Genomic DNA, 19,540 nt, shown 5'->3' with positions numbered 1-19,540 from the left:
ACCTAGTCTAATAATTTCTTCTTAACCTTATTAATAGTATTTTCGTCTACTCCCGCATAAGCTAGGTATTCTTCAAAAGAATCGTACTTACGTGCTACGTATTCATAAGCTTCTTTCATATAATATGGGTTGGTAATCCTAAATACAGAATATGGTTCATTTTCATCATATCTTTCTATATATCCAAGGTAGGCTGATGAAACTTCATAATCTGCAATAATATCAGATCTACCAACATTGGCAAGACCCATCAAAATCATGGAAATAATGCCTGTTCTATCCTTGCCTTCTTGGCAGTGAAATAGACTTATGCCATCGGTTGCTGCAAATACTTCCATAATCTCTTTAATCTTAGGATAATTGTCTATAAGATTTCTATAAGTAGAACCAATAGATACTTCTTTATTGATAATTTGTTGTATTTCTTCCTTGCGAAATTCTTCAGATGGAGCTAGAGAAATATGATTGTAGTTGAAGTTTTCTTTGATCAGCTCATGTGACTTGCTATCAAAGGGAATCTCTCCTGCTCTTCTTAGGTCAATTATAGATTCTACTCCGTAGTCTTTTAATGTTTTAATATCATCAATTTTTATATCATCGAGGGTTGCTGTCCTCAAAAATTTGCCCCACTTGGTGACTTTGCCATCCATGGTTGGTACTCCACCAAGTTCCCTAGCATTTTTTACATCTTCTAAGGGTAGTCTTTTGTAATATTGCATTTTACCACCTATCCTTTTCTCTGTGTTTCATAATTAATATATAGTCATCATCTTTCATTTTTTCATACAAAGCTTGGGCAATGTAAACTGACCTGTGCTTGCCCCCTGTGCATCCAATTGCAATGGTAAGGGTATTTTTGCCTTGGTTCTTAAACTCTGGAATTAGTTTTGTTAATAACTTATAAGTATCATCCAAAAACTCATCAATTATAGGAAATTGGTCCAAATAAGCCTTAAGCTTTTCATCAGTTCCATTAAGCGGCTTAAGCTCATCAATATAAAATGGATTTGGCAAAAATCTTACGTCAAAGACAAAGTCAAAGTCCTCGCTAACCCCATACTTGTAGCCAAATGATAAGAGATTTATTATCATATTGTTCTCGTTAGATGCGGAGTCTTCTATAACTTTCTTAAGTTCTTTTGCATTATAATTACTGGTATCTATGAATCTATCAGATATTTGCCTTATTTCTTTTAAGAGTTCTTTTTCCTTTTCTATACCATCTGCTACATTACCATATTCACCCAGTGGATGAGGTCTGCGATGTTCATTATATCTAGTCAAAAGCACACTATCATTACAATAAATATATATAATTTCAGTATCCTTGTTCTTCTCTTTGAGATTTAGAAAAGATTGTTTCATATCGCTATCTATATTGTGGGAACGGAAATCTATTACAACTGCCATTTTTTCAATAGGATTTGCTTGAGTTTCATTTAGTTCTATGAATTTCTCAATCAAATATGCTGGAGAATTGTCCATAGCATAATAACCCATATCTTCATAAGCCCTTAGGGCAGTTGTCTTTCCAGATCCACTTAAACCAGTAATTATCTTAAGTTTCATTATAAGTCTCCGATTAATTTAACCTCACGTTCTAACTTAAAACCTGTTTTTTCATAAACAATGCCTGCAACTTCTTCTATGAAGGCTAGCATATCAGCACTAGTAGCTTCTCCTGCATTGATGATAAATCCACAGTGCTTTTCGCTAACTTGGCAATCTCCAACTCTGTAACCTCTTAGTCCACACTCATCAATAAGCTTGGATGCATATGAGCCTTCTGGCCTTTTAAAAGTAGAGCCTGCGGATTTCTTATCTAGTGGCTGCTTAGTCTCACGTCTATTTGTATAGTCTTCATACTTTTCCAAAGCTTCATTATTATCATCGTTTTGTAATTTAAAAGTAGCACTAGAAACTATGAGATCTTGGTCAAATATTTTTGAATGTCTGTAAGAAAAGTTCATTTGATCATTAGTAAAATTATATTCATTGCCAGCTAGGTCAAATGCTTTTACACTAATGCAAACATCTTTGATTTCCTTGCCATAGGCGCCCGCATTCATAGAAACTGCTCCACCAACTGACCCTGGTATACCAGAAATTTCTTCCATACCGGTTAGGCCATTATCAATTGAATATTTTGCTGCTTTATTTAGTGAAGTACCCGCAAGAACTGTTATCTCAGTTCCATTAAGCTTGATATCATCATAATTGTCGGCTAAGACTAAGACACATCCCCTTATACCCTTATCTGTTATGAGAAGATTTGATCCAAGTCCTATTACGGTTGTTTTTATATTGTTTTCATTATTAAATATCAAAAGATTTTTTAATTGTTCTTCATTATTTACTTTAACTAGCACATCAGCTGGTCCACCGATGCCCCAAGTTGTGTAATCTTTGAGAGCTGTACCAAAGGAAATATCCCCAAAGTCCTTACCCTCGTAGATAGATTTGTAATCCATACGTCCTCCTAGATTTAATAAATTAAATCTTATAATTTACTATACCTTAATTTAAATACTTATCTGATATAAAAAAATTTGTAATTTCACTCCTGATTTGGTAAAATAATAAAGATTAATTGTAAAAAGCTAGGAGGTGTTTATATGGCAAAAGCATGTGATATTTGTGGAAAAGGTACAAAATCAGGTAATACTATTACTTTCTCACACAAAAATGTTAACAGAACTTTTAAACCAAATGTGCATAAAATAAGAGCTATAGTAGATGGATCTCCAAAATCAATCAACGTATGTACTAAATGTTTAAAATCTGGAAAAGTACAAAAAGCATAATATAATGCTTTTTTTATTTTGAATTCAAAATAAAAAGCCACTAGGTAGGATTTTTTCCCGCCTAGTGGTATTTTTTTAACTAATTTGATCCGTCTCTATCCCAGAATCTTTGTTTACTTAAGTTTTCTATAAATTTATCGATATCCTTACCATCCTTAGTAACCATTACACCATCGCCTTTTTGCTTATCTTCACTAAGAATATCAGTAGGATCTCCTATAATCCATAATGGTTTGTAGTGTTTGAAGGTTTCATCTGCAAACTCGCCTACATTTTTCATAAAATCATGGCTTGGTTTTTCTGGAACTACTATGATTAGCCCATCTTCTAGTACTGGATGGATTGATTCATATCTATGATTTACCATCAAACCATCTTTGGTCTTATTTAAATTGCCTTGTATGATTTCTGCCTTTGCCTTACTAGCTTTTATAGCTTTTACAAGTTTTTTGAAGTCAAAGTCATCGTCATTATCAGAGTATATGCCAACTTTAAGTGTATCTGGCTTAAAGATAGTATTTTCTTGAGAAAATTCAGGCATTTTAACTGATTTTGCTTCTTTTGTAGGTTTTGTTCCTACAGGGTCGAAACCACGTTTGGCATCTGGCTTATCAGCTCCAACATTTTTTGCAATTTCTTCTGCCATTGCCTTATCAACATTGGCAAACATATCTACAACATTTTGTCTGATTTCTTCTCTTTTTACCTTTGATAGTTCAAAAGAAAATGCATCAATAATATGTTTTTGTTCAACTTTTGATAGTGAATTATAAAATGCTGTTGCTTGGGAGAAGTGATCTCTGAAGCTATCGTCACGGTCTTTGATAACTTGTCCGTCAACCTTTTCTTGGTAATGTTCATAACCACCATTTTCAACACTTTCATAATATGGTGATTGGTCGTCGATAGCAGATTTTTGATAAGAAACTGGTCCTTGATTAATCATATGTTGGTGCCAACCATCTCTTTGGTTGTTATGAACTTCTGCGATTGGTCTGTTTATTGGAATTTGAGCAAAGTTTGGTCCACCAAGTCTTAGTAGTTGGGTATCAGTATATGAGAAAAGTCTGCCTTGAAGAAGTGGATCATTTGAAAAGTCGATTCCAGGAATAATATTGCCAGGGTTAAAGGCAACTTGTTCAGTTTCCGCAAAGAAGTTATCAACATTTCTATTTAAAATTATTTCACCAATTTTTATTTTTGGTATATCTTCTTCTGGCCATACTTTTGTTGGGTCCAAGATATCAAATGGGAAATCAAATTCTTTTTCTTCTGGCAATAATTGGACACAGAAGTCCCAAACTGGATAGTTGCCCTCATCTATTGCATCGTACAAATCTTTTCTTTGGCTATCTGGATCATTCCCTGATACTTTCAAGGTCTCATCCCATACTCTAGAATGAACACCTAGTTGTGGATTCCATTGGAAACGAACAAATGTTCCCTTGCCTTCTGCATTAACAAATCTAAAGGTGTGAACAGCAAAGCCATCTATCATTCTTAAGTTTAGTGGTATTGCCCTATCACTCATAGCCCACATAGTCATATGTGCTGATTCTTGGTTGCGGCTTATAAAATCCCAAAATGTATCGTGAGCTGACTGAGCTTGTGGTACTTCAGTATCTGGTTCTGGCTTTACTGCATGAACAAAATCAGGGAACTTGATAGCATCTTGGATGAAGAAAACCGGCATATTATTTCCTGCAATATCGTAGTTGCCTTCTTCTGTATAAAATTTGAGAGCGAAGCCACGAACATCACGAGGTGTATCTGTAGAGCCCCTAAAACCTGCTACTGTAGAAATTCTAGTAAATAGTGGAGTCTCTTTGCCTTCCTCAGTAAATAGACAAGCCTTAGTGTATTCGCTCATATCTTTTGTACATTTAAACACGCCATGTGCACCTACACCACGGGCATGGACAATTCTTTCAGGAATTCTTTCGTGGTCAAAGTGCATAATTTTTTCTCTTAGATGAAAGTCTTCCAATAAAGTTGGTCCACGTCTGCCAGCCTTTAATGAAAATTCATCCTCAGCCATTTTTAGACCTTTATTTGTAGTAAAAGCCTTGCCTTTGTTATCAACTTTATTATTTTTTAAATCTTTTTGCTTAGCATTATCGGCTACTTTTTTAACCTTATCTAATCCTGGAGGAGTTAGAGGTGCTTTCTTAAAATCATGTTTGTTCTCTTTTTTTGTCATTTTATCTCCTTCCAATATATTAACAATTTGTTTGTATATATTTACCCCTAATTAAAAAAAAGCCACTAATTATAGTGACTTTTCCTTAAATATTTGGTAGTATTTATTTATTTTTTCTCTTATATCGCTAGCAAAAACGTCTGAACCAGCTACAACAATATCACAACCTGCATCTATTACCTTATCGACATTTGTAGTTTTGATCCCACCATCCACTTGGATTTTTACATCTAGATTATTATCATCTATGTATTTTCTAAAAAATCTGATTTTATCAAGCGAATCTTCCATAAAGCTTTGACCTCCAAAGCCTGGTTCTACGCTCATTACAAGCAACAAGTCAATCTTATCAAGGTAAGGAAGCATTAGGTTCATATCAGTTGCTGGTTTAAAAGTAAGACCAACTTCCATACCATTATCTTTGATTTCCTTTATAGTTTCATAAAGGTTTTTGCAAGCTTCATAGTGAATTGTTAGTCTATCTACACCTGCTTTCTTAAAATCTTTGATGTATCTGATTGGCTCTTCGATCATAAGATGAGTGTCAAAATAGTAATCAGTAATCTTTCTAAGATCTCCTATAACCTTGAAGCCAAAAGAAATGTTTGGAACAAATATTCCATCCATAACGTCTACATGGAGCATTTTTAAATCTGTTCCCTGAGTTTTTTTTATGTCTTCTTCTAAGTTTGCAAAGTTACAAGATAATATTGAAGGAGCTAGTTCTACCATTTGTTTTCTCGCCTTTCTTTCAATTGATTAAATAACATTTTGTAATTATCATACCTGTTTTGTGAAATCTCACCCTCTTTTAAGGACTCTTTCACTTGGCAATTTGGCTCATTTATATGATTACAATCTTTAAACTTACAGTTTGCGTTTTTCATTTCCCTAAAAGTATATTTAAGTTGATTTTCATCTTCTATAAAATCAAAATCAAAACTATCAAAGCCTGGAGTATCAAAGATAAAGGTATCTTCATCTATGGCAAAAATCTCTGTATGACGAGTTGTATTCTTCCCCCTCTTTGATTTTTGGGAAATCTCACCAATTTCTATATTTTTTTCTACAAGATTATTTAAAAATGTGCTTTTACCAACTCCTGAGGCTCCTGAAACTGCCGAAGTTTTTCCTTTTAATATTGGGATTATCACATCCATTGGAAAATCATTATAATTATCTATACTTACTATTCTATAGGCAAGAGGCTCATATATATCAATTATTTGATCAATTTTTTCATCAGTTGTAAGGTCGATTTTGGATATTATAATTACAACATCAATGTTTTCATGTTCGCACATAGCCAGATACTTATCAAGATTAAATAAATTCAAAGGTGGATCAGTGATAGTTACAAAAACTAACATTTGATCTATATTTGCAATGTTTGGCCTTTTGATTTCATTTTGCCTATCAAGTATTTGTGTAATGTAGGCTGTATTATCTTCTGTTAATTCTATCTTAACATTGTCGCCAACAAGAGGCTTAATCCCCCTTATGCGAAAATTCCCCCTTGCTTTTGACATATAAATCTCGTCTTTGCTTTTGACATAGTAGAGATCTTTTTGTGCTTTTATAATTTTACCAATCATTGATTTACCGCAGTTACTCCGTAGGATTGACCATCTACAACTATTTCTAGATAGGCTCCTACGCTTGCTCTTACGTTTACTATGAGCACTCCGCCATTGTTTTCAACTTCTGCATAAGTTTGTGTTCCACTATAAATGCTTTGGCCTCTTTGACCGTTTACTATATCGTAAACTACTACATTGTATTGGTCTTTTGGCTCTGTTATTTCAACTCTTAGTTCGACATCTTTTATATCATTTTCTTCTGGAATTTCTTCTTTTGGACCTGTTGAAATGGATATCTCTATTTGAGAATCCTTGGCAACTCTTGTACCTGCTGCTATTGACTGATTCATTACAAGTCCTTGTTGTGTATTGTCACTATTGTAGTAGTTGACATTCGCAAGAGCTAGACCAGCTTGGCTTAAAATAGCTCTGGCATCTTGTTCAGTGTGACCAAGGACATTTGGAACTTCAATAGTTTCAACTCTGCCATCTGGACCAGTACTTACTGTAACATCTATTTCACTTCCAGCTTGAAGTTTGCTATATGATCTTGGATCTTGGCTAATAATCAGGTCCTTATCTACATTGTCGCTTTTTTGTGTCATAGTACGGCCTAGTCTAAGGCCAGCTTCTTTTAGGACTTCTTCAGCCTGGGCTATGGTCATATTTCTAAGGTCTGGAACTTCGACTTCCCTGCCTTTACTTATGACTAAGTTGACTTGACTCCCTCTGTCAACCTTGGTGTTTGGGCTTGGGTCTTGGCTCATTACCTTGCCAATTTCGTATTCATCACTTTCTTCTGTTAGTGAGATATTTGCCTTTAGCCCTCTTCTTTCAAGTTCATTTATAGCTTGAGATTGATTGAGGTTTAATACCGTTGGTACTTCGATTTGCTTACTGCTAGTCCTGTTTCTTAAAAAATACACCGCTGCTACTAGAACTAAGGCTAGAATTATAAGTGGCCAAAGTTTTTTTGCCTTTTTATCCTTGTTGGAAGATTTTTTCTTGTCAGGATTTGAAACATAAACTGCTTCTTTTTCCTTTTCCTCTTCTTCATCGTAGTTTTGCTGGTAAACTTTGCTAGTAACCTTATCTTTTGGAACAACTATTGGGATTGGAGCAGTTTCTGAAAGATCTTCCTGGTCATAAATATAATCTTCATCTTCCAATGCATCTATCAATTCTCTAGTATTTAAAAATCTTTCTGATGCTTCCTTTTTTAGAAGCTTCATTATTATATAATTTAGATGATCTGACAGGTCTGGATTAAGTTCTTTGGCAATAACTGGTTCATCTTGTATATGCATAAGAGCAATGCCAACAGAGTTATCAGCATCAAATGGTACTTTGCCAGTTGCCATCTCATACATTACAGCACCTAGGGAATAAAGATCACTCTTCTCGTCAACTATATTGCCCTTGGCTTGTTCTGGTGAAATATAATGGACTGTTCCTAGAATGGAACTAGTGTAGGTTATCGTAGCATTTGATGAAACCCTTGCTATACCAAAATCGGTTACTTTAAGTAGACCATAATTATCAATTAGAATGTTTTGAGGTTTGATATCTCTATGGATTATCCCAGCATTGTGAGCCATCCTAAGAGCTTTGGCTATTTGGACAGAATAATCTATTATTTCTTGGTTAGATAGCTTACCCTTTGATAAAATCAAATCCTTAAGAGTTTGACCTTCCACATATTCCATTACTATATAATATATTCTTTGTCCCTTGTATAGGTCCTCTCCTATATCAAAGACATTTACAATGTTTACATGGGATAGTTTGGCAGCAGATTGGGCTTCATTATTAAATTTTTTGAGAAATTCGCTATCTTCTGCGTATTGGTCTTTAAGAACCTTGATAGCTACAAATCGGTCCAGGAGTCTATCCTTGGCCTTGTAAACTTTGGCCATACCTCCTACGCCTATTTGCTCTATAATTTCATACCTTCCGTCTAAAACTAATTTTTCCATAACTACCCTCTTAGATCTTAACAGTAGTAACCGTCACATTGTCTCGGCCACCCTTATCAATAGCCATATCAACCAGATTCATTGAAATGTCAAAAACATCATCATAATTTTTGATTACTTCAACAATATCCTTAGGCTCAAGCTCGTTGGTAAGCCCATCTGTCACAAGCAAGATTATGTCATCTTTCTCATATGCTAGAGATTTATTATCTGGCATAATATCAGCACTCACTCCAACTGCCCTTGTAACTGCAGCCTTATTGGCAAAGTGATTTGCTTCTTCTTCGTTAAGAGCACCACTATCTATAAGTTCATTAATTAGTGAGTGGTCTTTGGTTAGTTGGATAAGCTCATCGGCTCTAAATAAATAAATTCTAGAATCACCAACATGGGCAATGTGTAGGATATTTTCTGTATAGTCTATACAAAGGCAGACTACAGTTGTGCCCATTTTTTCGTTTTTTTCTGTAGCTAACTTATAAACTTCATTATTGGCATAGAGTATTGCTTTTTCTTGAAAATCTACAATGCTATCAAAGTCTTCGACTTTAGAGTTTTCTATAAAATCAGTAAATGAAGTGCATGCTAAGCTGCTTGCAACCTCTCCATCGCTGTGGCCACCCATACCATCGGCAACCACAAAAAAGTCATAGTTTTCTATAGAAACATTTCCGTAGGAATCTTCATTTGTTTGTCTAACCTTTCCAATGTTGGAAATTGTACTAAATTTCATCATTACCTCGCGTAGTTATTCCTTAGCTGTCCACAGCTAGCATCTATATCTTGGCCCATAGAGTATCTAACTGTGGCATTTAGGCCGTTTCTTGTAAGTTTTTCCTTAAAATCATTTATAATCTTATTTGTTGTCTTACCATGCTTAAATTCTTCGATTGGATTTAATGGGATAAGATTAATATGTATATTTTTACCCTTAAGAAGTTTTTTGAGATTATCGACATCGCTATCAAGGTTGTTGACACCATCTATTACAACATATTCAAAAGATACTCTTCTTTTTGTCTTATCTAGATAGTAATCAGTTGCTTTGATAAGTCCCTTTATATCATACTTCTTGGCAACGGGCATATATTTTTTTCTTTTCTCATCTGTTGCATAGTGAAGACTTACAGCAAGATTTACATCAAGGCCAGAATCAGCAAGGTCATATATTTTTGGAGTTAAGCCAGATGTAGACAAGGTGATTGATCTGTGAGATAAATTTCTACCATTTTCATCTGTGATAATTTCTAAAAACTTTGTAATATTCTTATAATTATCTAATGGCTCGCCAATACCCATTATTACAATATTGTTGATATCTCCATTTAATCTTTCAAGGCTGTAAACTTCTTCTATTAATTCTGAGGCTGTCATATGCCTTTCTAGGCCATTTTTTGTGGAAGCACAGAAAGTACATCCCATCCTACAACCAACTTGTGATGAGATGCATATGGTTTTTCTATCCTTATAGTCCATGAAAACTGCTTCAATGATATTGCCATCTTTTAGTTCAAACAAATATTTTTTAGTAGAATCGACCTTTGATTCAAAAGTTTTGAGTAGGCTCACCTTATCGATTTCAAATTCACCCAACAAACTTTCTCTCATATCCTTAGAAAGATCAGTCATCTTACTAAAATCATTGACTTTATTTACGTGAATTTGCCTAAAAACCTGTTTGGCTCTAAACTTTTGATAGCCTTTTTCTAGGAAAATATCTTCTAATTCTTTAATTGTCTTGTCATTTATACTTTGTTTCATATTATATCTTCTTAAATTCACTTATAAAAAATCCGTCAGTTTCATCCTCAAAGTTTACATACTCTATATAATCTTTGCCATCTATAGGTATCAATTCAAGGTCATTCATAGACCTTAAGTATTCAAAATTAGCCTTATTTTCAATACTTCCTATAGTGCAAGTAGAGTATAAAAGTTTTCCTCCAGTCTTCAGATATTTGACTGCATTAGCTAAAATATCCCTTTGAAGTTTAGCTAGGGTTTTTATATCTTCGATACTTCTATTATAACGTATTTCTGCTTTTCTTCCCATAACCCCAAGGCCAGAACAAGGTGCATCAACTAGGACATAATCAAAGCTATCAACGTATTTATCTTGCAATATGGCCGCATCAAAAGATGTAAGTTCTATGTTTTTTAGTCCTAATCTATCAATATTTTCTTTGATTAGGGAAAGCTTTTGTTCTAATAGGTCGTTAGCAATGATCTCTCCATCATTTTCAATATATTCACCAATATATGAAGTTTTGGTGCCTGGCGCTGCACATAAGTCTAAAATTTTTGCACCTTTTTTAGGATCTAAGACTTCTATGGTTTTCATAGAAGATTCTTGTTGGATGGTAAAAAGTCCATCTTTAAATTCGTTACTTTCAGCTAATCCCGCTGGATTTAAAATCCTAAGGGCGTTTTTTGAAATTTTCCCATCTTCTATTTTGTAGCCAGACTCTTCGAGTTTTTCTTTTAAGTCTTCCTTATTTGTTTTTAGATTATTTACCCTAATAGATATAATTTGTTCACTATTTATATATCTTAAAAATTTTTTGGTGTAATCCATGCCATAATTTTGGTAAATATAATTTGTTAGGTCTTCTGGCAAGGAATATCTAATCGATAGGGCTTTTATGTCATCTCTTTCATAAATAGTTGCAATTTCTTTTTCATCTCTTATAAAATTTCTCAAAATCGCATTTACAAAACCCTTTGATCTCCTATCCACACTCTTTGTTAGGTTAACCAGTTCGTTAACTACAGCATAGTCCTTTTTTTCTAGAAAATGAATATTATAGATCCCCATCTCTAGAATTATTAGGATTTTAGGGTTGATTTTTTTAAGCCTTATATTAGAAAGCTTCCTAATCATATAATCAAGGTAAATTTTATTTTCTAATACTCCATAGACAATCTTTGTTGCTAAAGGCAGATTGTCAGTCTTTTTTGCATAAAGATTTATCTCTTCGTTTGATTTTCGATCCTGGTATAGGACCTTATATAGAATATTTAAAGGTATTTCAAATTCATTCATCAAAGAGTGATTCCTTTTTCAAAGTCATTGCCCATCAAGAATGCTTTTGTATCCATAGCTTTTTTGCCAGGGAATTGAAGTCTCTTTATCTTTATAGCAGAATCTCCTGTTCCAATAATAATGCCTTTTTTGCTATCTGCTTCATAGACATATCCTGAATTTGGATCATAAGAATCTAAAATTTCCGCTTGCAAAACTTTTACATTTTTATCTTGGTATGCAAAGTAAGCTGTTGGATAATCTATCAGGGCTCTGATTTGATTGTAAATCTTTAGGCTATCATCATTCCAATTGATCTTGCCCATTTCTTTGGTGATTTTTTTGGTAAATGTAGCCTTTTCATGGTCTTGTTTGATTCTATTTTTATAAAGCTCATCAAAGTTTATAAGTGTATCTCTTATAGCCTTAGATCCATATTCTGACATTTTCTCTTCTAAGCTATAGTAGTCATCCTTGATATCCACATCTACTATCTCTTGCATTAATATGTCTCCGCTATCCATGCCCTTTTCAATTAGCATAGTTGTTGGAGATGTTTGTTTCTCTCCATTTAGCAAGGTAAATTGCATAGGAGCTGCTCCCCTGTATTTTGGGAGGATTGACGGGTGGAGGTTTATTATTTTGTCTTTATATTTTTCTAATAACAAGCCACCTATCAACTGTCCAAAGGCAACTACTATTATAAAATCTATATTAAGTTTTTCTAATTCATTTACAAATTCTTCTGTATTTACTGAATCAGGGGTTACTACATTTATGCCATGATCAGTGGCATATTTTTTGACCTCAGTAGGTGTAACTTTATTTCTTGATCTCTTCTTATCTTTCCCGCTTACTACTAGCTTTACATCAAAATTTTCATCATTATAAAGAACATCCAAAGTCTGCACAGCAAACTTTGGAGTCCCCATAAAACATATATTAAGCATTTTCAACGTCGTATTTAACCTCATCTATATACTTATCCCTAAACAAAATACCATCTAAGTGGTCTATTTCGTGGGAAAGTATTACTGCTGGAAAGCCGTGAGCATCCCAGATTTTTTCATTACCATCTTCATCTAAGTATTTTACTTTAACATGCTCAGGTCTTTTAACTGTGCCGTTAAATTCTGGTATTGAAAGACATCCTTCAACTCCAATTTGCTCTCCATCTGCTTCTATTATCTCTGGATTTACTAGTTTAACTAGACCAGTTTCTTCATCACGTGGATCTACAACTATCACGCGTTTTAATATACCAACTTGAGGAGCTGCAAGGCCTACGCCATCAGCTGCATACATGGTCTCGCCCATGTCATCAAGTAATATTTTAATTCTATCTGTAATTTGAGGGACCTTTTTAGAAGTTTTTCTAAGTATTGGGTCGCCTTCAATTCTAATATTTCTAATTGCCATAGACTCTCCTTTGCCTATATTTTACTTTTTGCCCTTGATTTTTCAATTTTCTTCAAAGTCAATGGAATATATCTGACTTATACCATCATCGTCTATTGTGATGCCGTGAATCTTTTCGGCCAATTGCATGGTGGTTTGCCTATGGGTTATCATGATAAACTGAGAATTTTCTGATAGTAGTTTCAAATACTCTATATATCTTTTGATATTTGTCTCATCAAGAGCGGCATCTATTTCATCTAGGATTGCAAATGGTGCTGGATTGGTCTCAAATATTGCAAACAAAAGTGCAACTGCAGTAAGTGCCTTTTCTCCACCAGATAATAGTGATATAGATTTAAAAGACTTGGAAGGTGGTCTTGCTATAATATCAACGCCTGCAAGTAACTCATCTTCGTTATCAAGCTTTAGCCTAGCCTCACCTCCAATGAAAAGAGTTTGGAATATCCTTTGAAATTTCTCATTTATGATTTCAAAATTCTTTTTGAATTCTTCTTTCATTTCTACTTCTAGAGATTCTATCATTTGGATGATGTTCTCTTTTGATTCCTTCAAATCCTTAAGTTGCTTATTAGTAAAGTCAAATTCCTCTTTGATTTCTTCGTATTCTTTTAATGAATCAGCAGTAAAATATCCTATATTATTGATAGATTTTTGTAAATTTACCAAATCATTTTTATTAGCAGATATAATTTCTCTATCCTTATAGGATTCTTCGAGTTCACTTATGGTTTTTGTTATAAAAGGTTCAATCTCATCACTTAGATTTTGATAATCTTTTTTGTATCCCTCAAGGCTATAGTCAAGTTTAACTTTTTCTAGATTAATATTTGAAATCTCTTCTTCGATATTTTTTAAATCTTTGATTAGACTTTGATTTTCGCTTTCTATTTCTTTTAGCTTTGCTTGTCCTTTGCTTAAATTGATATTAATATCATCAATCTCTACTTTTGCCTTTTTGATGCTTTCTATATAAGTATCATTTTCTTTTTTGATTTTTTCAATCAAAGATATGTTTTCCGCCTTAGATTTTGACTCGTATTTCTGGCTATAGGTCAAGTTGCTTAGCTCATCTTTAAGTTTTCCTATAGAATTTGTTAGCATATTGATATCACGGCTGTGGCTTTCAAGGGAGTTTTTATCTGTTGCAAGCACTAAAGAAAGATCACTTTTCTTACTTTCAAGAGCTTTAAGTTCTTCTTCCAAATCCACAATATTTAGCTTGCTAAGTTTATCTTTTAAAGCTTCAATATCAATGTCTTCTACTTTGTCAAGATCATTTCCTAGTTTAACTTCTAGGTCAGTTTTTTGACTTGATAGGTTTTCAATCTTGTAATTGAGATTTGTTATATTTGACTTTACATCACTAATTTTTTCTTGGTTTTTAGCAAAAGCTTGGTTTGAGGTAGATATCTTTGTCTTTGTTTCCTCTATGTTTTTATAGAGGGACTTTAGGTCATTATCCATTGTCATAGCCTTAGAACGAAGATTTTGGATATTTATTTTACTTTCTTCAAGTTTTTGCCTACGATTTAAAATCCCTGTGTTAGATTTTTTGTTTTTATTGGAACCTGCTGCCATAGATCCCCAACTATTTATCACATCCAAGTCTAGGGTTATAATCCTATAACCATTGATTTTCTTGGAAAGGCTTATAGCTTGGTCTATATCCTTCACTACAACAGTTGATCCTAGGAAGTGATATATTATATCTTCTAGCTTTTTGTCATAAGAAACAAGTTCATAGGCCATTGCTATGACTTCAGCCTCATTTGGCTTATTTTTCCTATAGGACTTTATGGAATCAATTGGTAGAAAAGTTATCCTACCTAGATGATTTTTGTTGACAAAATTTATTAAATCTCTTGTCTCATCCTTAGTTCTGGTAACTATATTTTGTAGGGCACTTCCTATCAAATTGTCGATTATTTCTTCATATCCTTTGTTAATCGTAATAAGATTTGCAAGGGTATCCTCATAAAGATGGGATAAGTGCTTGGTTTTATTCAAAAAATCACTTACTGAATAAAAATAGCCCTCATTTCTTTCAATCAAATTTTTGTTAAACTTATATTCATTGATGGCTGTCTTTAGCTCAATATTATTCTTGCCTATATCATTTTCTATAGTCTTGATAGCTATAGAATCTTTTTCAAAATCATCGTTTAACTTTTCTATAGCAGATTTTAGTTTTAGGTTTTCGGCTAGTAAGTTTTCATTATCTTTCTTATAAGCATCCAAGTCTTTTGTTATAAGCTCTATTTCGCTGTCAATTTGATCTAATTTTTCTTTCTTTTCCTTATCTTCCTGGCTACGTTTTTGCTCCAAGATTTCCCTTGTTTTGCTTGTAATCTCATAGTCATAAATTATCTTGTCTAGCTTATCTTTTTCTTCTCTTCTCTTTGCTAGGATAGTAGACTTTTCATCAATTGATTGATTTATGCTTAGAATTTCACTTTCATTATCAGCAATTTTTGTTTTCAGGTCACTTATTAGGGCATTTTTCTCATCTAAATTCTTATTTTCCAAATCTAGGTCAGCTTTCAAAGCTTGGGTTTTCTTATCATTTTGACCAAAATTTAAGCTAATCCTATCCAAATCTTTTTGGGTATAGTCTAGTTTCTGCTTGTTCAAATCCAAATTATTTTTTGCGGACTCCACATTTCTTTCTAGACTCCTTAGCTTCATTTGATAAGCTTCAATGTCAGAAGTCAATTCTTGATATTCTATTTCAAAAGGTTGGCTTTTTTTGTTTAGCTCTTTGAGCCTTTGAGATTTTTCCTTATAAATACCAGAAATTTCGTCAATCTTATTATTTGTCTGATCTATTTTTTCAGATAATTTTTGAGATTTATTTTTAAAGTAAGAATATGATTTAAAATCCAAATCACTGGTTAATTCTTGCCATTTTTGGTAGTTTGCCGCTTGATTTTTAAGCTTTTCTAAGTCCTTGGACTTATATTCCCACTCGTATTCAATAACTTCCAAGTCTTCAGTAACCCTATCAAGCTTTTTTACCGCCTCATCTCTCCTGTACTTGTGTTTTGATATACCACTAGCTTCTTCAAAGATGGCACGCCTTTCTAGGTTTGATGAACTTATAATCTCATCAATCCTGCCTTGGCCGATGAGGGTATAGCCTTCTTTGCCTATACCTGTATCAAGAAAAAGTTCTCTGATATCTTTTAGTCTAACTTTCTTGCCATTGATTTTGTATTCATTTTCACCGTCTCGGAAAATCCTTCTGGTAATTACAACTTTGTCATAGTCAATGTCTAGGCTATGGTCTTTATTGGAAAATGTAAGGTTAACTTCGGCAAGATTTAGAGGACTTTTCTTCTCCCCACCCTGATAAATAACATCATTCATCTTGCCACCACGAAGGGATTTGGCTGATTGCTCACCCAAAACCCACCTTATGGCATCGGAAATGTTTGACTTACCAGAGCCATTTGGTCCAACTATGGCAGTTATTTGATTATCAAATTTTATTGTAGTTTTGTTTGCAAAGGACTTAAATCCCTTAAGTTCAATACTTTCTAATCTAATAGTAAATCACCACCGTAGTTTTTTTCTACATAATTTCTAATAAATAAGTCCAGATCAAAATCAATCTTCTTATCCTTATAAAGAATGTATTGGTCTCTGGACGACTTGAATTTGATTTTGATTTTGTACTTATCATAAAAATATTTTTTGTTTGACTTATTATTTCCCGCTATCAAAGAAATATTCCTATCATTGGTAAAGATAGTCAATTCATCTTCTATTTCTTCATCACAAATAATTTCTTCTAGGTAAGTTCTATAAATATTTGCTTCCACAAGCTGCCTAAAGGCTGGATGAAAAGGTCCGGCTATGACATCTTTGCCTTCGTTAATATTTTCTGTAGGCTGTAGGCCAATCCTAATAATATCTATGCCTTTATACATGTATAGCATAGCTATTTCGCTTGATATTTCCACAGCCTCATCAAGGTCTAAAGGCTTATAAATTCCAGCCTCATAAAGAAAGGCAAGTTTGGTATCTTTGATAACCAAGGTAGGATAAATCCTCACCATATCTGGTCCTATTTTTATAGATTCTATTGCCGTACTTATCATCTTTTCTTTACTGTCCATAAAAAGGCCCGGCATTATTTGATGGCCTAGTTTTATTCCATAGGATTTTATTAATTGAGATGCATCCTTGCTTGCACTTACACTATGGCCACGTTCATTGGCATCTAGGACATCTTGGCTTAGGGATTGGATACCAAGCTCAATTATGTCTACTCCGTAGTCTTTTAGTGTGTCAAGAATGAAATTATTTATATAATCAGGTCTGGTCGAAAGTCTGATTCTATCAATAATTCCCTTCTCCTTGTATTCTTTGGCTATTTTTAAGTAGCCAGTCATCACATCATAATCAAGTCCCGTAAATGATCCACCAAAAAAAGCAATTTCTTTTATATTGTCATTTGCCGGAAAATAGGCTAGATTTTTTTCTATCTCAGAAATGACCTTAGATGGTTCCATCTTGTCCTTATAATTTGTGATTTTTACTTGGTTGCAAAAGGCACAATCGTGCGGACAACCCAAAAAAGGTATAAATATTGGAATAATATATTCTTTCTTAGCCATTTTTTATCATCTCATAAGCATTTTTTGCAGCATCTTGTTCAGCTTTTTTCTTGTTTTTGCCCATACCTGTTGCAAGGGTTCTATTTCCTTCTTTAACAGCCATGGTAAATAGCTTGTCATGCTCTGGCCCCTCTTCTTTGATGAGAGTATATTTTAAAATCTTCTTGCCATGGGAATTGTAATACTCTTGCAGCCTGGTCTTATAATCATTAAAAAGTGAATCATCCTCTATTATTTCAAGGGCTTCCTCTTTAAAATGTTCTACCAAGAAGTCATACAAAAATTCATAACCCGCATCAAGGTAAATGGCAGCGCAAACTGCTTCAAATGTGTCAGCTTTTACGTGTTTTTTTAATTTGCCACCCTGCTTTTTTTCTCCTTTACCAAAGTTTAAAAAGCTGGTCAAATCATATTTTTCGCTCGCCTTAGAAAAAGAATCTGTGCATACAAGTCTTGATCTGGTCTTGGTTAGCCAGCCTTCTGGTTTGTTGTTGTAATTTTTGAACAAAATCTCGCTTACAACCATATCTAGGACGCTATCCCCCAAGAACTCAAGTCTTTCGTTGCTTTTTGCACCCTTTTTGGCTTCATTTATAAAGGATGAATGAGTAAAGGCTACATCGATCAACTTTTTATCATTGAAAGTGTAGCCAATCCTATCTTCAAATTCTTTTATTTGGGCAAGTCTAATATTGCTTAGTCCCATTAATTTTTGCTTTCTATAAGTTCAGCGATATCGCCAAGGGTTTCTATCTCGTCTAGCTCATCTTCTTCAAATTCTATTTCAAATTTTTCTTCAATAAGCATGATGAAATCTAGCATATCGATTGAATCAATGTCCAAATCAGATAACTTTGTAGTCATTTCCATTTCACTAAAGTCAATGTCAAGATTTTCATTGGCTAAAGCTATTAGTTCGTCTCTAATCATTTTATTTCTCCTTCGATTTTTTCAATTGTATTTCTTTCTATATAATTCATTAATCCTAAAATAGCATTGGAAAATGCAAGTTCATTGGTATTTCCATGTGCCTTATATACATAAGACTTTACCCCAAGAAGTGGAGCTCCTCCAACTTCATCGGATGAAAATTTGTTGGTCATAGCCTTGAGGTCATTTTTTAATAAGGCTCCAGCAATTTTATTTTTTGTGGACTTATAAATTGTTGATTTTATTTGAGATCCCATAAGCTTTAATACTCCTTCTGCTGTTTTTATGGCGATATTTCCATCAAAACCATCCGCAAGAAGAATATTTACCTTACCAGTAAATAGGTCTCTTGATTCTACATTGCCTACAAAGTTTAGTTTGCTTTCCTTTAATAGAGCATATGTTTCTTTTGTAAGCTTGTTTCCCTTATGTTCTTCTACTCCAACATTTAAAAGTCCAATACTTGGATTTGCTATTCCCATTGTATTTTCTAGGTAGATTGAACCCATTAGGGCAAATTCGTATAAGAATTCTGCCTTGCAATCCATATTTGCCCCAGTATCCATAAGTAGACAAATATTGTCATTTATAGAAGGGATATTTGCTGCAAGACAGGCTCTTTTTATACCTTCTATTCTACCAGCTAGGAAAAGTCCACCAGCAAGCAAGGCTCCAGTAGATCCTGCAGATACTAGACCATCATATCCTTCTTCTTTTGACTTCTCATAAGCTAGGACTATGGATGCATCCTTTTTTCTTCTAATGGCTCTTACTGGGTCCTCATCGTTTGATATAAAGCTATCAGTAGGTATTATTTCATAATCAGAAATCCTACCGTTAATATTTTCTTTTATTTCTTTTTCATTACCTAAAAAGACAGGTGTGAAGTCTCTTTTTTCTTTTGCTAGTATTGCTCCATCGACAATAACTTTGCAACCAGCATCTGCTCCATAGGTGTCAATTAGTATTCTCATATATCCTCTTTTG

18 protein-coding genes are annotated in these 19,540 nt (G+C 33.7%); 1 reads left to right on the top strand and 17 read right to left on the bottom strand.

Translation table 11 applies throughout. From position 1 onward, the window contains the following. Nucleotides 1-2: 2 nt before the first annotated feature. From QNH69_RS05700 to murB, 3 genes are read right to left on the bottom strand one after another with little or no spacing between them, the layout of a single operon-like run. The gene (locus QNH69_RS05700) at nt 3-719 is read right to left on the bottom strand and encodes a tyrosine-protein phosphatase (protein WP_282929591.1); all 717 of its coding nucleotides are present in this window, start codon (nt 717-719) and stop codon (nt 3-5) included. A 1-nt stretch (nt 720) separates the two neighbouring features. Then, nucleotides 721-1,569 carry an RNase adapter RapZ gene (rapZ, locus tag QNH69_RS05695; RefSeq protein WP_282929590.1) on the bottom strand — a complete coding sequence of 283 codons (849 nt, stop codon included), beginning with the start codon at nt 1,567-1,569 and terminating at the stop codon, nt 721-723. Beyond that, a complete protein-coding gene (gene murB, locus QNH69_RS05690; protein WP_282929589.1) occupies nt 1,569-2,471 on the bottom strand; it encodes a UDP-N-acetylmuramate dehydrogenase in 903 nt (300 codons plus the stop codon). The genes rapZ and murB overlap by 1 nt, the downstream gene beginning before the upstream one ends. Nucleotides 2,472-2,615: 144 nt before the next feature. Here murB and rpmB point away from each other — a divergent pair, with 144 nt between their 5' ends. Then, nucleotides 2,616-2,804, top strand: coding sequence for a 50S ribosomal protein L28 (gene rpmB / locus QNH69_RS05685; protein ID WP_044565528.1), 189 nt, complete (start codon nt 2,616-2,618; stop codon nt 2,802-2,804). Nucleotides 2,805-2,883: 79 nt separating this feature from the next. Here rpmB and QNH69_RS05680 read toward each other — a convergent pair whose 3' ends face one another. The 14 genes from QNH69_RS05680 to plsX form a co-directional block, all read right to left on the bottom strand. Further along, entirely contained in the window at nt 2,884-5,004 is a 2,121-nt protein-coding gene (locus QNH69_RS05680; protein WP_282929588.1) for a catalase, read from the bottom strand. Nucleotides 5,005-5,073: 69 nt separating this feature from the next. Further along, on the bottom strand, nt 5,074-5,736 hold the full coding sequence (rpe, locus tag QNH69_RS05675; RefSeq protein ID WP_282929587.1) for a ribulose-phosphate 3-epimerase: 663 nt from the start codon (nt 5,734-5,736) through the stop codon (nt 5,074-5,076). After that, nucleotides 5,730-6,599: a ribosome small subunit-dependent GTPase A gene (gene rsgA / locus QNH69_RS05670; protein ID WP_282929586.1), complete on the bottom strand. Its 870-nt coding sequence runs from the start codon at nt 6,597-6,599 to the stop codon at nt 5,730-5,732. The genes rpe and rsgA overlap by 7 nt, the downstream gene beginning before the upstream one ends. Continuing rightward, nucleotides 6,596-8,560, bottom strand: coding sequence for a Stk1 family PASTA domain-containing Ser/Thr kinase (pknB, locus tag QNH69_RS05665; protein WP_282929585.1), 1,965 nt, complete (start codon nt 8,558-8,560; stop codon nt 6,596-6,598). Before pknB ends, rsgA begins: the two co-directional genes overlap by 4 nt. A 10-nt stretch (nt 8,561-8,570) precedes the next feature. Further along, entirely contained in the window at nt 8,571-9,293 is a 723-nt protein-coding gene (locus tag QNH69_RS05660) for a Stp1/IreP family PP2C-type Ser/Thr phosphatase (RefSeq protein WP_282929584.1), read from the bottom strand. Nucleotides 9,294-9,295: 2 nt separating this feature from the next. After that, a complete protein-coding gene (gene rlmN, locus QNH69_RS05655) occupies nt 9,296-10,321 on the bottom strand; it encodes a 23S rRNA (adenine(2503)-C(2))-methyltransferase RlmN (RefSeq protein WP_282929583.1) in 1,026 nt (341 codons plus the stop codon). A gap of 1 nt (nt 10,322) precedes the next feature. Continuing rightward, the gene (gene rsmB / locus QNH69_RS05650) at nt 10,323-11,603 is read right to left on the bottom strand and encodes a 16S rRNA (cytosine(967)-C(5))-methyltransferase RsmB (RefSeq protein WP_282929582.1); all 1,281 of its coding nucleotides are present in this window, start codon (nt 11,601-11,603) and stop codon (nt 10,323-10,325) included. Continuing rightward, nucleotides 11,603-12,532 (bottom strand): methionyl-tRNA formyltransferase, encoded by a 930-nt coding sequence (gene fmt, locus QNH69_RS05645; protein WP_282929581.1) that lies wholly within the window; start codon nt 12,530-12,532, stop codon nt 11,603-11,605. Before fmt ends, rsmB begins: the two co-directional genes overlap by 1 nt. Then, nucleotides 12,525-13,001 carry a peptide deformylase gene (gene def, locus QNH69_RS05640; RefSeq protein WP_044565518.1) on the bottom strand — a complete coding sequence of 159 codons (477 nt, stop codon included), beginning with the start codon at nt 12,999-13,001 and terminating at the stop codon, nt 12,525-12,527. Before def ends, fmt begins: the two co-directional genes overlap by 8 nt. A 42-nt stretch (nt 13,002-13,043) precedes the next feature. Beyond that, nucleotides 13,044-16,535, bottom strand: coding sequence for a chromosome segregation protein SMC (smc, locus tag QNH69_RS05635; RefSeq protein ID WP_282930192.1), 3,492 nt, complete (start codon nt 16,533-16,535; stop codon nt 13,044-13,046). 5 nt (nt 16,536-16,540) lie between these two features. After that, nucleotides 16,541-17,623, bottom strand: a complete 1,083-nt coding sequence (locus QNH69_RS05630) for a radical SAM protein (RefSeq protein WP_282929580.1) — start codon at nt 17,621-17,623, stop codon at nt 16,541-16,543. Then, nucleotides 17,616-18,329, bottom strand: coding sequence for a ribonuclease III (rnc, locus tag QNH69_RS05625; RefSeq protein ID WP_044565513.1), 714 nt, complete (start codon nt 18,327-18,329; stop codon nt 17,616-17,618). Before rnc ends, QNH69_RS05630 begins: the two co-directional genes overlap by 8 nt. Beyond that, a complete protein-coding gene (locus QNH69_RS05620) occupies nt 18,329-18,553 on the bottom strand; it encodes a phosphopantetheine-binding protein (protein WP_044565512.1) in 225 nt (74 codons plus the stop codon). Before QNH69_RS05620 ends, rnc begins: the two co-directional genes overlap by 1 nt. Beyond that, the gene (gene plsX, locus QNH69_RS05615) at nt 18,550-19,527 is read right to left on the bottom strand and encodes a phosphate acyltransferase PlsX (RefSeq protein WP_282929579.1); all 978 of its coding nucleotides are present in this window, start codon (nt 19,525-19,527) and stop codon (nt 18,550-18,552) included. Before plsX ends, QNH69_RS05620 begins: the two co-directional genes overlap by 4 nt. Nucleotides 19,528-19,540: the final 13 nt, after the last annotated feature.

The organism is Anaerococcus sp. Marseille-Q7828 (assembly GCF_949769285.1).
Taxonomy (GTDB): Bacteria; Bacillota; Clostridia; order Tissierellales; family Peptoniphilaceae; genus Anaerococcus.
The sequence above is the reverse complement of the archived record's forward strand: the minus strand, read 5'-3'. Positions and strand labels throughout refer to the sequence as shown.

Excerpts from the sequence above, each read along its gene's own strand:
- QNH69_RS05700 (WP_282929591.1), bottom strand. The coding sequence starts at position 719 with ATGCAATATTACAAAAGACTACCCTTAGAAGATGTAAAAAATGCTAGG.
- rapZ (WP_282929590.1), bottom strand. The coding sequence starts at position 1,569 with ATGAAACTTAAGATAATTACTGGTTTAAGTGGATCTGGAAAGACAACT.
- murB (WP_282929589.1), bottom strand. The coding sequence starts at position 2,471 with ATGGATTACAAATCTATCTACGAGGGTAAGGACTTTGGGGATATTTCC.
- rpmB (WP_044565528.1), top strand. The coding sequence starts at position 2,616 with ATGGCAAAAGCATGTGATATTTGTGGAAAAGGTACAAAATCAGGTAAT.
- QNH69_RS05680 (WP_282929588.1), bottom strand. The coding sequence starts at position 5,004 with ATGACAAAAAAAGAGAACAAACATGATTTTAAGAAAGCACCTCTAACT.
- rpe (WP_282929587.1), bottom strand. The coding sequence starts at position 5,736 with ATGGTAGAACTAGCTCCTTCAATATTATCTTGTAACTTTGCAAACTTA.
- rsgA (WP_282929586.1), bottom strand. The coding sequence starts at position 6,599 with ATGATTGGTAAAATTATAAAAGCACAAAAAGATCTCTACTATGTCAAA.
- pknB (WP_282929585.1), bottom strand. The coding sequence starts at position 8,560 with ATGGAAAAATTAGTTTTAGACGGAAGGTATGAAATTATAGAGCAAATA.
- QNH69_RS05660 (WP_282929584.1), bottom strand. The coding sequence starts at position 9,293 with ATGAAATTTAGTACAATTTCCAACATTGGAAAGGTTAGACAAACAAAT.
- rlmN (WP_282929583.1), bottom strand. The coding sequence starts at position 10,321 with ATGAAACAAAGTATAAATGACAAGACAATTAAAGAATTAGAAGATATT.
- rsmB (WP_282929582.1), bottom strand. The coding sequence starts at position 11,603 with ATGAATGAATTTGAAATACCTTTAAATATTCTATATAAGGTCCTATAC.
- fmt (WP_282929581.1), bottom strand. The coding sequence starts at position 12,532 with ATGCTTAATATATGTTTTATGGGGACTCCAAAGTTTGCTGTGCAGACT.
- def (WP_044565518.1), bottom strand. The coding sequence starts at position 13,001 with ATGGCAATTAGAAATATTAGAATTGAAGGCGACCCAATACTTAGAAAA.
- QNH69_RS05630 (WP_282929580.1), bottom strand. The coding sequence starts at position 17,623 with ATGGCTAAGAAAGAATATATTATTCCAATATTTATACCTTTTTTGGGT.
- rnc (WP_044565513.1), bottom strand. The coding sequence starts at position 18,329 with ATGGGACTAAGCAATATTAGACTTGCCCAAATAAAAGAATTTGAAGAT.
- QNH69_RS05620 (WP_044565512.1), bottom strand. The coding sequence starts at position 18,553 with ATGATTAGAGACGAACTAATAGCTTTAGCCAATGAAAATCTTGACATT.
- plsX (WP_282929579.1), bottom strand. The coding sequence starts at position 19,527 with ATGAGAATACTAATTGACACCTATGGAGCAGATGCTGGTTGCAAAGTT.